This is a genomic window from Nocardia sp. NPDC050630, assembly GCF_044457245.1.
Classification (GTDB): Bacteria; Actinomycetota; Actinomycetes; order Mycobacteriales; family Mycobacteriaceae; genus Nocardia.
Map to the genome: position 1 here is coordinate 594,289 of NZ_JBITGN010000001.1, position 14,213 is coordinate 608,501.

At 65.3% G+C, this 14,213-nt stretch carries 13 protein-coding genes; 6 read left to right on the forward strand and 7 right to left on the reverse strand.

The features are described 5' to 3' along the window. Nucleotides 1-251: 251 nt before the first annotated feature. A complete protein-coding gene (locus ACIBG0_RS02595; protein WP_397028546.1) occupies nucleotides 252-1,808 on the reverse strand; it encodes an alpha/beta hydrolase in 1,557 nt (518 codons plus the stop codon). Between the two features lie 32 nt (nucleotides 1,809-1,840). Then, entirely contained in the window at nucleotides 1,841-2,602 is a 762-nt protein-coding gene (locus tag ACIBG0_RS02600) for a pyrimidine reductase family protein (protein ID WP_397028547.1), read from the reverse strand. A 35-nt stretch (nucleotides 2,603-2,637) separates the two neighbouring features. On the opposite strand from ACIBG0_RS02600, the gene zapE reads away from it, so the two are divergent. Both zapE and ACIBG0_RS02610 read left to right on the forward strand, forming a co-directional pair. Beyond that, the gene (zapE, locus tag ACIBG0_RS02605) at nucleotides 2,638-3,654 is read left to right on the forward strand and encodes a cell division protein ZapE (RefSeq protein ID WP_397028549.1); all 1,017 of its coding nucleotides are present in this window, start codon (nucleotides 2,638-2,640) and stop codon (nucleotides 3,652-3,654) included. A gap of 104 nt (nucleotides 3,655-3,758) precedes the next feature. After that, nucleotides 3,759-4,553, forward strand: coding sequence for a tyrosine-protein phosphatase (locus ACIBG0_RS02610; RefSeq protein ID WP_397028551.1), 795 nt, complete (start codon nucleotides 3,759-3,761; stop codon nucleotides 4,551-4,553). On the opposite strand, the gene ACIBG0_RS02615 is transcribed toward ACIBG0_RS02610, so the two are convergent. The 3 genes from ACIBG0_RS02615 to ACIBG0_RS02625 all read right to left on the reverse strand — a co-directional run bounded on the left by ACIBG0_RS02615 (nucleotide 4,550) and on the right by ACIBG0_RS02625 (nucleotide 6,807). Continuing rightward, nucleotides 4,550-5,038, reverse strand: a complete 489-nt coding sequence (locus tag ACIBG0_RS02615; RefSeq protein ID WP_397028552.1) for a GbsR/MarR family transcriptional regulator — start codon at nucleotides 5,036-5,038, stop codon at nucleotides 4,550-4,552. The genes ACIBG0_RS02610 and ACIBG0_RS02615 overlap by 4 nt on opposite strands. 74 nt (nucleotides 5,039-5,112) lie before the next feature. Beyond that, nucleotides 5,113-5,877 (reverse strand): ABC transporter permease subunit, encoded by a 765-nt coding sequence (locus tag ACIBG0_RS02620; protein WP_397028553.1) that lies wholly within the window; start codon nucleotides 5,875-5,877, stop codon nucleotides 5,113-5,115. A 42-nt stretch (nucleotides 5,878-5,919) separates the two neighbouring features. Beyond that, nucleotides 5,920-6,807 (reverse strand): ABC transporter ATP-binding protein, encoded by an 888-nt coding sequence (locus ACIBG0_RS02625; RefSeq protein WP_397028555.1) that lies wholly within the window; start codon nucleotides 6,805-6,807, stop codon nucleotides 5,920-5,922. Nucleotides 6,808-6,919: 112 nt separating this feature from the next. Here ACIBG0_RS02625 and ACIBG0_RS02630 point away from each other — a divergent pair, with 112 nt between their 5' ends. Next, the gene (locus tag ACIBG0_RS02630; protein ID WP_397028556.1) at nucleotides 6,920-7,672 is read left to right on the forward strand and encodes an alpha/beta fold hydrolase; all 753 of its coding nucleotides are present in this window, start codon (nucleotides 6,920-6,922) and stop codon (nucleotides 7,670-7,672) included. A 5-nt stretch (nucleotides 7,673-7,677) separates the two neighbouring features. On the opposite strand, the gene ACIBG0_RS02635 is transcribed toward ACIBG0_RS02630, so the two are convergent. Together ACIBG0_RS02635 and ACIBG0_RS02640 are read right to left on the reverse strand one after the other, a co-directional pair. Further along, a complete protein-coding gene (locus ACIBG0_RS02635) occupies nucleotides 7,678-8,217 on the reverse strand; it encodes a GNAT family N-acetyltransferase (RefSeq protein ID WP_397028557.1) in 540 nt (179 codons plus the stop codon). Then, nucleotides 8,214-9,440: an MFS transporter gene (locus ACIBG0_RS02640; protein ID WP_397028558.1), complete on the reverse strand. Its 1,227-nt coding sequence runs from the start codon at nucleotides 9,438-9,440 to the stop codon at nucleotides 8,214-8,216. Before ACIBG0_RS02640 ends, ACIBG0_RS02635 begins: the two co-directional genes overlap by 4 nt. A 198-nt stretch (nucleotides 9,441-9,638) precedes the next feature. On the opposite strand from ACIBG0_RS02640, the gene ACIBG0_RS02645 reads away from it, so the two are divergent. From ACIBG0_RS02645 to ACIBG0_RS02655, 3 genes are all read left to right on the forward strand, one after another. Beyond that, on the forward strand, nucleotides 9,639-10,868 hold the full coding sequence (locus ACIBG0_RS02645) for a cytochrome P450 (protein ID WP_397028559.1): 1,230 nt from the start codon (nucleotides 9,639-9,641) through the stop codon (nucleotides 10,866-10,868). Between the two features lie 145 nt (nucleotides 10,869-11,013). Next, the gene (locus ACIBG0_RS02650) at nucleotides 11,014-12,330 is read left to right on the forward strand and encodes a cytochrome P450 (protein ID WP_397028560.1); all 1,317 of its coding nucleotides are present in this window, start codon (nucleotides 11,014-11,016) and stop codon (nucleotides 12,328-12,330) included. 51 nt (nucleotides 12,331-12,381) lie between these two features. After that, nucleotides 12,382-13,905, forward strand: a complete 1,524-nt coding sequence (locus ACIBG0_RS02655) for a flavin-containing monooxygenase (protein WP_397028561.1) — start codon at nucleotides 12,382-12,384, stop codon at nucleotides 13,903-13,905. Nucleotides 13,906-14,213 lie beyond the last annotated feature (308 nt).

Genomic DNA, 14,213 nt, shown 5'->3' on the forward strand with positions numbered 1-14,213 from the left:
CTCGCTGCGCTCGCCTCGGTCATCTCCCCTAACGGGGCTGTGTCTTTGATTCGCTCACTGCGCTCGCTCATATGACCGCAGCCTCGCTGCGCTCGCTCATATGACCGCAGCCTCGCTGCGCTCGCCTCGGTCATCTCCCCTAACGGGGCTGTGTCTTTGATTCGCTCACTGCGCTCGCTCATATGACCGCAGCCTCGCTGCGCTCGCCTCGGTCATCTCCCCTAACGGGGCTGTATCTTTGATTCGCTCGATTATGCGGGGCACGCCGTCCCATCGGCAGGCAGCTTGGCGTCCTTCAAATAGTCGGTGAGGGCCCGTTGTGCACAACCGGAATGGGCGAAGACCGGATGTCCCCAACCCTGCCAGGTGATCGCGGCCTTGCGCGCGCCCGCGGCGCCGAGCGCCCCGGTCACCGAGGCCTGACCGCCATCGCCCACCAGTGGATCCGCCACCCCACCGAGTACGAGAACCGGCAGGTCCAGCTTCTCCGGCAGCGGCGGTGCGGCACTGACCGGCCACGCGACGCACTCCATCATCCCGATCGCGGCCGACCTGCCGAACACCGGATACTTGGCACCCCAGGTGTCGGCGAGTTCCTTGGCCTTGGTGGGGCTCGGCGGCAGCTGGTTATCGGTGCAGCGGTTGACGAACTGACCATCGGCCGCGGTGGCGGCGGTTTCGCGCTGGATCAGCGTCCCGAGCGGGCCGCGATCGCCGCGCCCGGCGGTCGAGAGCGCGTCGGCGAGTTCGGCGATATGCGATGACTGGTCGCGCGGACCGGCGAGGAACCCCGACAAACCAGTCAATAGCGCGTTCGCGGAGATATCGCCGAGTCCGCCGCTGCCCGCCTTGCGCACCAGATCGATGATCGCCGCTCGTGGGTCGGCGCCGAGTGAGCAGTTGACTCCTGTGCAACGCTGGGCGAATGCGGTAACCGCCGCCTCCGCGCCCTGAACGCGCTGTTCGGTGCGGGTGACGGCATCGGTACCGACGGCCTCCGGCGAGTCCAGCACCAGACGCGCGAGGTGGTCGCCGAATTTCCGCGCGTAGCTGAGCGCGACCTTCGCGCCGTTGCCCGATCCGAGCAGGTCGATCCGATCGACCTGCCACTGCCTGCGCAACTGTTCGATGTCATCGGCGGCGTGCGGTGCGTCGAAGGTCCCTTCATAGGGCTGCAGGAAATCGCGGCAGGCAATGGTGGCGTCCTGGCTGAATCCGGTCGCCGCTTCGATCGGATCGCTCGCGCCCGGTCCGAATTGCCCGTTATCGGCAAGGCCGCGGCGGGACTCCACGCTCATGCAGTCGATCGGTTGTGAGGTGCCGAGGCCGCGCCGGTCTACCGCGACGATCGGGCGGGTGGCCAGCAGACCGTTGGCCGCGCCGACAGCGAACCCGGCCAGTGTCGCGGTCGAGGAGCGGTCCGAGCCGGAGGTGATGACCAGCGGAGCGACATCGGTCGGGGTCTGCGCCAGCCGGGCACGCATGGCGCCGGTGCGGAAGTTGCCGAGCACGCCGCCGGTCGAATCGATCGGCGTGGTGTATTCGGCGCAGTCCAGGACCAGGCCGGACGGCGCGGGGCCGAGGCTGAGTAGGTCGAGCGTCGGTGTCGTGCAATCGCGCCAGGCCAGATCGGTTTTCGGGACACCGGCATCCGGCGGTGGCGCGATGACCGTGGTCGGGTGCGGACCCGCCCCGCCCTGTGGCGCGCGCTCGACGGCGACGCCGGGGCGATCGGAAGGTCCCGCACCGCATCCGGCGATCATGATCGAGAGTGTCGATGCCAGCACGACGGCCCGAGTCCAGCGCATGCGCTACAGCCTGCCAGGTTCGTGCGGTGTGTTCATGAACGGGTCCAGCGGGTCAGCATGGTGCCGTCGTCGTCGAGCAGGATATGGCCGCGCACCATCGGTACCCGGAATTCGTGTGCCGACAGCGAGATTCGGCGCGCGGTGCCGCCCACCAGGATCGGGGAGGTGGTGACGCACAGTTCGTCGACCGCATCCGCCTCCAGCAGCTCACCGAACAGATGCGGGCCGCCCTCACACAGCACGCGCCGCAGTCCGAGATCGGTGAGTGTGTTGATCAGGCCCTGCGGAGTGACCGCGACACCGCCCGCCTCGATGACCTGCGCGCCCGCCTCGGCGAGTTGCTGTTTGCGATCCTCCGGTGCGGTGCTGGTCGTGATGATCAGCGTCGGAACTTTGGTCTCGGTGAACAGCCGCGCACCCGGCTCCAGCGAAGCGCTCGCGGTGACCACGGCGATCGGTGGCGGTGCGCCGTCGCGATGTCCGCCGATGCCGCGGTCGTACAGCGCCCGCCGAAAGACCGGGTCGGTCCCGGCGCCACCGTAGTTCTCCGCCCGCGCGGTGCCCGCACCGACCACGATCACATCGGCCAATTGGCGCAGCAGCATGAAGACGGTTTTGTCGGCCGGGGTGCCGAGGCCCTCGGAGACATTGTCGCTGGTTGCGGAGCCGTCGATGCTGGAAACGAAATTGGCGCGGACCCAAGGGGCCTGGAGTTCGGTGGGGTAGGCGTACAGGTCGGCGAGGTCGTCGCGGCTCAGTCCTGTGAGCTGGATCGCATTGTGGATACGCTGCATGAACAAAGATCACACCACGTCATTAGGCTTCCAGCATGCAAGAACGCCTTGTCGATCGCCATCCGGAGGTTCCGGCGGACCAGTTGGTCGCCCAGATGGTGCCACCGCCCATGTTCGACGAGGTCAGTTTCGCCTCCTACATCCCCGATCCCAATGAGCCGTCACAGGCGGCCGCGGTCGGCAAGGCCGAGGGATTCGCCGGTCAGGTCGCCAAGATCCATCAGGCGGTGAACAAGAAGAGCCTGTTCGGGAAGAAGAAACCGATCAGCGGCGCCGGGCTCTACCTCGACGGCGGCTTCGGTGTGGGCAAGACCCACCTGCTGGCCTCCGTCTTCCACAGCGTGCCCGCGCCGAAATCCTTCGGCACCTTCGGTGAACTCACCAATGTCGTTGGCGCACTCGGCTTCAACAACGCCCTCGAGCGGCTCGCGACGAACAGTGTGCTGTGCATCGACGAATTCGAACTCGATGATCCCGGCGACACCATGCTGGTCTCGCGGTTGCTGACCGAGCTGTCGGCGCGCGGTGTCTCCATTGCCGCCACCTCCAATACCCTGCCCGGCCAGCTGGGGGAGGGTCGCTTCGCCGCACAGGACTTCCTGCGCGAGATCAAGAAGCTCGGTTCGATCTTCGAGGCGGTACGGGTCGACGGTCCGGACTACCGGCATCGCGATCTGCCGCCAGCACCCGAACCCAGCTCGCCGGAGTCGCTCACCGAACGTGCCGCTGCCACAACGGGTTCCACGCTCGACCAATTCGATGCGCTGCTGAAGCATCTGAGCACATTGCACCCGTCCAAGTACGGCGCGCTGATCGCCGGTGTGTCGTCGGTGTACATCTCGGATGTGCATCCGGTGACCGATCAGGCGGTCGCGCTGCGGATCGTCGTGCTCGCCGACCGTTTGTACGACGCGAGTGTCCCGGTGACGGTTTCGGGTGCGAAGTTGGATGAGATCTTCTCCAAGGAGATGCTCGACGGCGGATATCGCAAGAAGTACCTGCGTGCGATTTCGCGTCTGCTGGCGCTTTCGCGCTTCGAGGTCGCCGCGTAACTGTCGAGGATCGACCTACGCGGCCGAGCCGAACAGGAAAGTTGACCAACTCATACTTCACTTGATTGTGTAGTGGGCGTTCACGCCGAGTGCATTGGAGCAGCATGGTCCGTCGTTCCGTTCGGGTTCCGGTCGCGCTCGCCGCCGGTCTCACCGTCGCTTTCGGTCCGGTGGCGGGTGTCGCACTGGCCGACCCGGTCAGCGTCGCCGATCCGGTGACCTTCGATCGCGCACTGCCGCTGCAGGGCGTGCAGAACGGCCGCGACGCGGGCGGCTACCGCACCACCGACGGCCACTGGGTACGCACCGGGCTGGTCTACCGCACCGGTCAGCTCAACAATGCGACTCCGGCCGATCTGGCGGTGCTGACCGACCGTCGGGTGCGCGTGGTCGACGATCTGCGCACCGTCTACGAGCGAACCATCGCGGCCGACCGCGTGCCCGCGGGTGCGGTCGCGAATTGGAACGACGTCATCGGGCAAGCCCCGCCGCAAACTCTGATCACCACCCTCACCGGCGGCAATGACCTGTATCGCGCGTTCATCACCGCGCCCGGTGCGAACGAGGCGTTCGCCGCGGTGCTGCGCGACATCGTCGACGCCGACGGCGCCGTGCTGTTCCACTGCACCGCCGGTAAGGACCGTACCGGCTGGACTTCCGCCGTCCTACTGACCGTCCTCGGCGTGGACCGCGACACCGTCATGCGGGATTTCCTGCTGTCCAACCAGTACCGCGATGCCAGCCCGAACGATCCGCTCAATGGTGTTTCGGCCGCCTGGCTGGATGCCGCCTTCGATCAGGCAGACCGCAGCTACGGCAGTTTCGACAATTACATCCGCGACGGATTGAAGCTGTCGGCCACCGATATCGGCGCACTGAAGGCGAAGCTGCTCGCCTAGGCGTGTTCCGCGTACCACCGATCGATCAGTGCGGGTAGCTCCTTACCCATCCACACGAAGAACTCGTGCATATCCCGAACCCGTTCGGCATCAGTACCATTCGGGTCGTCGAATAGGGCGAGCCCGCGCGCGGTCATATTGGTGAGATCGGTGTACATACCGCTCTGCTGGCGGGTCAGCTCGGGCAGGATTCCGGGCCGGATCGAGTAGTAGTCCTTGCGATCGCCGGGCTTGGAGATCTTGTCCACCCAGCGCATGGTGACCAGCGTCTTGAGTGCCGACGAAATGGAGCCCTTGGAGGCCTGCAGCGCATCGGCGATCTGGCCGAAGGTCTGTTCCGGCGGATCGCTGACCAGCAACCACCCCGCGGCCCGACCCGTCATCCGGACCAGGCCCATCCGCTCCAGTACGAGCGCGAAATCCTCGACGAATGCCAACTTTTCCGGAGTCGGTTCGGTGGCCTGCTCGTTGTCGGTGGTGCCCATCGGAGAAGTATCCCTTCCAGAATACGGGTAGCGGTAACGGGGCGGACCGTGTCGGCCCGCCCCGGAGCGGTCGGTCAGACCGCCAGATCGCGGCGATCGAAGGCACCTAGCCCCAGAACCAGGGCGGCGGCGGCCACGATGACGAGCACCGTCAGGTGGATACCGTTCCAGCCGTGCACGAGCGGCGCGCCGCCATTGGCCCAGTAGAAGGGTGAGAGCTTGCGCACCGAGTCGTCGCCGAGATTATTGGCCAGATAACCGGCCACCGCGATCAGCGACGCCGAACCCAGTGTCACCGAACGCTTTCCGGTGGCCGCGCCGATCAGCAGCGTGATCGCGCCCACGACCAGCGCCAGCAATCCGAGCCCCGCGCTTGCCGCCACAATATTGCCGGTCGGTACGTCCAGCCCACCCTGGTCGGCCCCCACAATCACGCTCAGGGTGAGCACGGCTGTCGCGCTCGCTGTCTGCACGGCCAGCGCCGCGAATCGCTGCAGCAGCAGATTCATCCGATTGATCGGTTGGGCGAGAAGCAGATCCAGCATCCCGTTCTCCTCCTGCACCACCGAACGGCTCGCGAAGGTGACCGCGAAGATCAGCATCAGCAGCAGACCCATCAACGAGTACACCGTGGCGTTCAAATAACCACTGGCGCTGGCGAAATCGCTGACGCCCATCGCGTCGTACATCTTGTTCTGCTTGATATCGAGCGAGCCCTGCTCCTTCAGCGACTGATAGGACGGCAGGTACATCAGCGGGATGATGGCGAAGCCGATCGACCAGCCGATCAGGCCGCGCCGCTGTTCCTTCAACGTTTGCGTGAAGATCGAGCGAGTCATGACGAATTCCCTTGTGCACTAGATGATTCGGGTGATAGAGGATTAGCGGCCGTAGCGGCTGAAGAAGATCTGTTCGAGATCCGGCTCAGTGGACAGCACGCTCACCAGTTGGTATTTCGCGGCCACCTTGAACAGGCCGTCGACCTCGCCTTCGGTGGTGCAGCGCAAGGTTTTTCCGTCGACGGACACATCGCGCACGCCGGGCAGCTCGGCGAAGTCGTCGCCGAGGATGTCCTCGACGAAGACCAATTCGACCGAGCGCGGCGAACGCCTGCGCAGATCCTCGACATTCTCGGTGCCGAGCAGTTGACCGGCGCGCATGATGACCGCCCGGTCGGCGCTCTGCTGCACCTCGCTGAGAATGTGCGAGGACATGAACACCGTCTGCCCATTGCGCTTGGCCGCGCCGACCAGCTCGAGAAAGCGTTGCTGCAGTAGCGGATCCAGTCCGGAGGTGGGTTCGTCGAGGATCAGCAGATCCGGATTGTGCATGAACGCGCCGATAATGCCGACCTTCTGCTTATTGCCCTTGGACATCGCGCCGACCTTCTTGGACAGATCCAGATCGAGCAGATCGGCAAGGTCGGTGATCCGCCTCGGTGCGACATCGCCGCGCAGGTCGGCCAGAAAGGTGAGCAGCTCACGAGCGGTATTGCGGCCCTCGATCTCGAGTTCACCCGGCAGGTAACCGATGCGCTTGCGCAATTGCGCACCGCCGACGCGCGGTTCGATGCCGAGCACCTCGACCCGGCCTGCGGTCGGTCGGATCAGATCCAGCAGGATCCGGATGGTGGTGGATTTGCCCGCGCCATTGGGCCCGAGAAAACCGAACACCTCGCCCCGGCCGACCTCGAGATTCAGCCCGGTGAGTGCGACATGCTTGCCGTAGTGCTTGGTCAGGCCCTCCGTGCGGATCGCGGTGGTGGTCATGAGGCTCCTTAAAGAGATTTCTGATCCCGGGAAGTTCAGTGAAAACTGACTTGTTCAGTAAATACTGAACACATCGAACTTGTCAATCATGCTATCCGGCTACGATCCGGTCATGACGACGTTCAAGACCTGGGACGGACTGGAGCTCAACTACCGCGTGTGGGAGGGCGCAGGCATTCCGGTCGTACTGCAACACGGGGTAGTGGCCGATACGAATGCCAACTGGATGGCCACCGGGGTAGTCGGAGCCCTGCACGCCGCCGGGCACACCGTGGTGTCACTCGATGCGCGCGGGCACGGTCGTTCCGAGAAACCCCATGATCCGTCGCGGTATTCATGGGCGGGGATGGCACGCGATGTCAGCGCGCTCTACGACGAACTCGGCTTCGATCGCGTTGTGCAGGTGGGCTATTCGATGGGCGCGATCATCTCGCTGCTGGTGGCCGGCTCCGACGAGCGGGTGAGCAAGCTGGCGGTGGGCGGCATCGGCTCCGGTGTGCTCGATTGCGGCGGCGTCGACCGGCGCGTCATCGATATCGATGATCTGCGCGCCGCCATGCGCGGTGATGGCGCGGGCACACCACCGATCGCGATGATGTTCCGAATTCTCGCCGACGCGGTACGCGCCGATCGCGACGCCATCGAGGCGGTCGCGACCGGCCTTGATGACGAGCCCATAAAGACTTTGGCCGATATCACGATGCCGAGCCTGGTTCTGGCCGGCGATAACGACCCGTTCGCCGCGGAGCCCGATCGGCTCGCGGCCGCACTACCCGAGGCGACGTTGCGGATCGTGCCCGGCGACCATCTGATGGCCGTGGTGGATCCGCATTTCCATGCGGCGCTGGTCGAGTTCGTGGCCTGATTCGGTCAGAAGACCCGCCGCATAACGAAATCGTGGTGCAATTGGCTGCCCACCATGAATGTCTTGGTGCCGACTCGTTCGAATCCGTGCTCGAGATAGAAACGTTGGGCGCGCTCGTTCTCCTGGTTGACTCCCAGCCACACCGCAGCGACCGCGTCCCCGCGGGCCAGTTCCAGCGACGCGTTCATCAGCGCCTTCGACACCCCGGCGCCGTGGTGGCCGGGCAGTACGTACATCTTGCTGATCTCGACGGCCGGCCGCAGGTCGACGGCCTTGGCGACGTCGGGATCGGCCGGGTCGCCGTAGTTCAACATCGCGTAGCCCACGATATCGCCGTTCGCGACTGCCTTGAGCACGATCCGGGCGGGGTCGGTCAGATATTCGCCGAAGCGTTCACCGGAGAGCGCCTCGGCGATGAAGATCTCGATATCGTCCGCGGTGGCGTGCGGCGGACAGGCCAGCGGAAAGGTCGCGGCCGCAACGTCACTGAGCGCCTCGGCGTCCCATATTCCGGCCCGGTCGACGGTGACTGGGATGTTGCTCATATGTCCAGTACAGCACGACCATCGCTGGACGCGGAAAGTTCATCCGGTTCGGAACGGGAATGGAATACCCGCGCGAGTGCGATAACGATCGCCATGAACAGGACGGGAATCGCGAAACCGATCCGATGTCCGAACCCGGCGGCGATCGCGCCAACCAGCCCGCCGCCGACGAGTGTGCCCGCGTAGTTGAACAGATTCAGGCGTGCGATGAGTGCGTCGAGCTGGCGTCCGCTGGTCAATTGTCCGGCCTCGCTGAAGCATAGCGGTGCGACGACGCCGGTCCCGAAACCGCCGATCAGGAAGCCGAGGATCGCGATAACCGGCCCGGGCGCGGCGACCGCGACAGTCAGTCCGAGTACGCCGATCGTCCCCGCGATGCGCACCACCCGGCGTCCGCCGAGCCGCCGCACCCACAGATCACCGCTGAGTCGGGCGGCCAGCGATGCGCACTGATAGACCGCCAGCGCCAACGCCGCCGCGGACGAAGTGGCCAGCAGATCCTCCTTCAGATACAACGCCGACCAGTTGCTGACCGCGAGATCGATGGCGAATACGAGCGAGGCAGCGATGCCGAAGGCGAGGTACATGCGCAGCGGGACCATCCCGGCCGCCCCGTATTCGCTGTCGGCCACTTCGGCCGGGCCGGATTCGGCTTCCGCTGCACCGAGTAGGCGTGGACCGAGCATCAATCCGATCACGAGAACTATGCCCGCCGCCGTCAACAGCGATTCGCGCAGCGTGACATCCATTGCCTCGCAGGCGGATACGAACAGCGCGCCGAGTATCGATCCGGCACTCCAGATCGCATAGAACGAGGACAGGATGAAGGTCCCGTATCCGTGCTGAATGAACACCCCCTGCATATTGGTGCTCGCGTCGACGATGCCGACCGCGATTCCGTAGAGCCCGAGGGTGATCAGCAGTGCGGGGGTGTTCGGGGCCAGCGCGATGGCGCATCCGGTGACCGTGATGCCGAGCAGGCCGATCCGCACCGTGACTCGACTCGACCATCGCGTGGCCACCTGCTCGGCCGCGACACTGCCGAGGCCCGCGAGGATCGAAACCAGCACCACCGAACCCGCGATCAGGCCATCGGACAGGTCGAAGCGATCCTTCTGCTGGGGCAGTTCGGTGAGCACCACCGCGAAGAAAAAGCCCTGCAACCCGAAGGCGAACGAATTCGCGATCCGGGCTCCGCGCAGGACAGGAGAAATCGGTCCCATCCGCGGAGAGTATCGGCCCCGCCGTGGCCGTGTGTAGTGAATCTGTCGCGGTCATCCTTTCGTCGGATGCGATGCGCGCGAAGGTCATCCTCTGGTCAGATTCGGTGGCTACCGTCGGGCGCGCGGGTAGTCGAGATCGGTGTCGCGTGCCACTATCGAAGGGGCGCAAGACAACTCGTGAACGGGAAGGGCCGTCGAATGAGAAAGCTGCCGCAGGACTTCTTTCATACACCGTATGCCTTCTACGAGGAGTTACGCGCCGAAGGACCTGTGCACCCAGTCGAGTTGAATACCGGCGTGCGCGCCTGGCTGGTGGTGGATTTGGACGTCGCGCGGGAGGTGCTACGCCATCCGGCCATCCGCAAGGATCCCCGCACCGACGCCAGCCGCAAGGCCCGCGGCCTGCCCATCGATGAGACCGGCGTCGGCGCGGTGAATGCCCGGATCAGCTACCACCTGTTGAATACCGATCCGCCGGGGCACGCCCGGCTGCGCCGATTGGTCGCGCCCGCATTCGCGCCCGCCCGGATCGAGGCGCTGACCCCGCGCGTGTTGGCGATCGCCGACGAACTCCTAGACCGGATCGCCGCGGGCGGCGCCGGCCGGGTGGATTTGTTGTCGGAGTACGCATTCCCGCTGCCCATCACCGTCATCTGCGAACTGCTCGGTGTGCCGGTGGCCGATCGCGCGGATTTCCGGGAGTGGTCGCGCATCATCGTCGAGCTGTCCACCGCGACGCCCGAGGAGGTCCGGCAGGCGACCGATGCCATCGCCGACTATTTCGAGCGGCTTGTCATTCGACGGCGGGCCGAGGGGCCGGGGGAGGATCTCGTCTCGGACCTGATCGCCGCCAACGCCGACGGTGACCGTCTCACCGATGACGAGCTGATCTCCATGGTGTTCCTCATCCTGGTCGCGGGACACGAGACCACGGTCAATCTGATCGGCAATACGGTGCTCACCCTGCTGTCGGATCCGGCGCGCTACCGTGCGCTGCACGGCAACATCGAGGCCGTACCCGCCCTGATCGAGGAGATGCTGCGCTACGACGGTCCAGTCAACGTCGCGACCTTGCGCTACACCACCGAACCGATCACGCTGGGCGGCACCGAAATCCCCTCGGGCGAGATGGTGCTTGTCGCACTGGGTTCGGCCAACCACGACGAACGGCACTTCGCCGACGCGGCAGAGTTCGATCCGCAGCGCTCCACTTCGGGCCACTTGGCGTTCGGCCACGGCATCCACTACTGCCTGGGTGCGGGCCTGGCCAGGCTGGAGGCGCGCATCGCGATCACACGGTTGGTCGAGCAGTATCCGGATCTGCGTTTGGCCGCCGATGGTGGGGAATTGCGTTGGCGGGAGAGCATGCTCATTCGGGGATTGCAGGATCTTCCGGTCGAATTGGCCGGAGCGCCAGCGCTGCATTGAGTCCGGTATGGGTGTGCGTCTATCTGATGGACGGTCCCGTTGATCAGGGTGTGTGCCTCAGGGGCTTCCGTCATGCCGGACAACTGTGGAACAGTGCAGCGAACCGGTCGTAACGATGCGTCCGGCGCTGGATGCGGAGGGGAAGATGACTGCGGCGTATCCACCCGGTCCGCCGATTCCCGCATTTCTGCAGGGCCTGCTGTATATCCGTAACCGCGCCCAGGTGCTGCCGCCGTTGCGGCGGCGCTACGGCGATGTCTTCTCGTTGCGTGTGCCGCCGTTCGCACAGAACCTCGTCGTATTCAGCCGCCCCGAACACATCAAGGAAATCTTCGCGGGCGACCCGCGCGACCTGCACGCGGGCGAAGGCAATCAGATCCTCGGCCCGGTCATGGGCGAGCATTCGGTGCTGCTGACCGATGAGGCCGAACACGCCAGGGCCCGCCGATTGCTCATGCCCGCATTCAACGGCGCGGCCCTGCGCGGCTACCGCGATCTGGTCGCCGAGATCGCGGCCGCGGAGGTCGACCACTGGCCGTCCGGTTCGACGGTGATCACCCTCGACCGGATGAACGCGCTCACCCTCGAGGTGATCATGCGGGTGGTCTTCGGCGTCACCGATGGACGCACCCGGGCCGCGCTCGCACCGCGCCTCAGGCGCATCGTCGGTATCGGTCCACTGCAGTACCTCGGCCTGATGAAACCGGCGCTGCAGAAGTATCCGCCGTGGAGATCCTTCCACGGCACTATGGCCGCCATCGATGATCTGCTGTATGCCGAGATCGCGGCCCGGCGCACCGCACCCGACCTCGCCGCACGAACCGACGTGCTGTCCCGGCTGCTGCGGGCCGGCGGCGATGCCGATGCCGATCCGCCGCTCACCGACCCCGAATTGCGCGATCAACTCATGACCCTGCTGCTCGCCGGTCACGAAACCACCGCGGCGGCGCTGTCCTGGGCCCTACACGAATTGTCGGTCAACCCGCGGGTACAACGCGACGCGTATGAAGCGGTCCGCACCGAGGACGACAGAGCGCTCGAGGCCGTCATGAAGGAGGCGATGCGGTTGCGCACCGTCATCCCCGGCGCGGTCCGCAAACTCACCCGGGATATGGCCATCGGCGGTTGGGATCTGCCCGCGGGCACTGTGGTGAGCTGTTCGATCCTGCTCGCGCACCGCAGCCCGGCCAACTATCCCGATACCTGGACCTTCCGTCCATCGCGCTTCCTCGACGGCGAGGTCGAACCGAATACCTGGCTGCCCTTCGGCGGTGGGGTGCGCCGCTGTATCGGCGCCGGATTCTCGCTGATGGAGGGCACAACGGTGCTGCGCGAGATCCTGTCCCGCTACACCCTGGCCGCGCCCGAGGGGGCGAAATCAGAGCGCGCACGGGTGCGCAATATCACCACTGTGCCGCGCGCGAAGGCCAGGATTGTAGTCACCCCACGTTCAACTTCGTGAAATCGCACCGAGGCTTTGCCGCATTCGCGTGAGCGACGTAATCTCCGTGCCATGACGAGCGGGAACCGCGTCGCAATCGTAGGTGCGGGCATCGCAGGCCTTGCCTGCGCGAAAATATTGCGCCAGGAGGGATTTCCGGTCGAGGTATTCGATCGGACCCCGGACGTCGGCGGAGTATGGAGCGCGACGCGCCGGTATCCCGGTGTGCGCGCACAGAACAGCAAAAACACGTATCACTTCTCCGACTTCCCGATGCCCGACGACTATCCGCGGGTGCCGGACGGGCAGCAGATGCAGCAGTACCTCGACGGGTACGTGCGGCACTTCGGCTTCGGCGAGAGCCTGCGCTTGGGCACCGAGGTGGTGGCGGCCGATCCGGTGGACAGCGGCTGGCTGCTGGAGATCCGTGACCACATCGGCGTTCACCGCACCTCCTGCGACCATCTGGTCATCGCGAACGGAATATTCAGTGAGCCCGCGGTGCCCGACTATCCAGGCATCGAGCGGTTCCGGCAGGCGGGTGGACAGGTCGGGCACGCCTCGGAGTTCCTGGATGTCGAGTGGGCGCGTGGGAAATCGGTCGTGGTGGTCGGCTACGGCAAATCTGCCTGCGATATCGCCGAGGCAGTAAGCCATGTCGCGGCTTCGACGAATGTGGTCGCCCGGCGGCTGCTGTGGAAGATGCCGCGCAAGTTGGCGCGCGGGCTGGTCGACTACGAGCGGCTGATGCTGACCAGACTGGGCGAGGCACACTTCCGCTATCAGGAGCTCGGTCGGATCGAGCGGTTCCTGCACGGTTCCGGACGTAGCTTCCGCGAAAGCAATTTCGATGTGATTCAGGAGCTCGTCACCAAGAACTCGCATCTGCGCGAACTGGGTCTGGTGCCCGATGGACGCTTCGAGGATATCGCTGAGAGCACGGTCAGCCTGGTCACCGAGGATTTCTTCGAGCGGGTGGGGATGGGAATGATCGCGGTGCACCGCGACAGCACCATCACCGAGTTGGCCGCGAACCAGGTGCGACTGTCCAACGGCACAACCCTGCAGGCCGATATCGTCATCTGCGCGACCGGATTCCACCAGCGGGTGCCGTTCCTCACCCCGTATGTGCAGCGCCAGCTCACCGATGACGACGGCAATTTCCGCCTGTACCGGCAGATCCTGCCGATCGGCGTGCCCAATCTGAGCTTCGTTGGATACAACTCCTCGGTCATCAGCACACTCAGCGCCGAGGTCGGCGCGCAGTGGACCGCGGCACTGCTGCGCGGCCGTCTTGCTCTGCCGACGCAGGAAGAAATGACCGCGCACGTCGACGAGCGGCTGCGTTGGATGGCCGAACGCACAGGCGGCCATCACGCGCACGGCGGCGCCATCACCCCGTTCTCGATCCACAATCTCGATGAGATGCTGGCCGACCTGAAATTCCGGCTGCCGCGCAGGACCCGTGCGGCACAATGGTTCCGGACGATCAAACCGTCTTCGTATCGTGGGCTCGCCGAGCGGTCGAAGGGGCCGGTGCTTGCCCCCGCGCCGGAAGCCGCGCCCGCGGTCTCCGTCGAACAGCGCACGCCCTAGGTCGATTGCCCGCAATGCGCCCGGCGTTGGCTGGGCGCTCCTCTATGCTGTCGCGTTAGATCTGGGTTGCGGCGTCGAGCGGACGTGCGTACTGCCCCTGCGCGGGTTCTATCGGCATCGCCGATCGCGGGGAGGGATCTTTCGTTCTTCACCAGCCGATGCCGATCGTGGCAGCGGTCGCCGGAGGAATGCGGGAACGGAACAGAGTCCGGCCGCATGTTGATTTCGCAGTGCCACTGTGGGTTTCGAGTCGAAGCGGTGCACAGTGTGACCGACGCCGCATTGGATACGCGGTCATTCCGACCAGA

Coding starts and splice junctions, on each gene's coding strand:
- ACIBG0_RS02595 (WP_397028546.1), bottom strand. CDS start 1,808: ATGCGCTGGACTCGGGCCGTCGTGCTGGCATCGACACTCTCGATCATG.
- ACIBG0_RS02600 (WP_397028547.1), bottom strand. CDS start 2,602: ATGCAGCGTATCCACAATGCGATCCAGCTCACAGGACTGAGCCGCGAC.
- zapE (WP_397028549.1), top strand. CDS start 2,638: ATGCAAGAACGCCTTGTCGATCGCCATCCGGAGGTTCCGGCGGACCAG.
- ACIBG0_RS02610 (WP_397028551.1), top strand. CDS start 3,759: ATGGTCCGTCGTTCCGTTCGGGTTCCGGTCGCGCTCGCCGCCGGTCTC.
- ACIBG0_RS02615 (WP_397028552.1), bottom strand. CDS start 5,038: ATGGGCACCACCGACAACGAGCAGGCCACCGAACCGACTCCGGAAAAG.
- ACIBG0_RS02620 (WP_397028553.1), bottom strand. CDS start 5,877: ATGACTCGCTCGATCTTCACGCAAACGTTGAAGGAACAGCGGCGCGGC.
- ACIBG0_RS02625 (WP_397028555.1), bottom strand. CDS start 6,807: ATGACCACCACCGCGATCCGCACGGAGGGCCTGACCAAGCACTACGGC.
- ACIBG0_RS02630 (WP_397028556.1), top strand. CDS start 6,920: ATGACGACGTTCAAGACCTGGGACGGACTGGAGCTCAACTACCGCGTG.
- ACIBG0_RS02635 (WP_397028557.1), bottom strand. CDS start 8,217: ATGAGCAACATCCCAGTCACCGTCGACCGGGCCGGAATATGGGACGCC.
- ACIBG0_RS02640 (WP_397028558.1), bottom strand. CDS start 9,440: ATGGGACCGATTTCTCCTGTCCTGCGCGGAGCCCGGATCGCGAATTCG.
- ACIBG0_RS02645 (WP_397028559.1), top strand. CDS start 9,639: ATGAGAAAGCTGCCGCAGGACTTCTTTCATACACCGTATGCCTTCTAC.
- ACIBG0_RS02650 (WP_397028560.1), top strand. CDS start 11,014: ATGACTGCGGCGTATCCACCCGGTCCGCCGATTCCCGCATTTCTGCAG.
- ACIBG0_RS02655 (WP_397028561.1), top strand. CDS start 12,382: ATGACGAGCGGGAACCGCGTCGCAATCGTAGGTGCGGGCATCGCAGGC.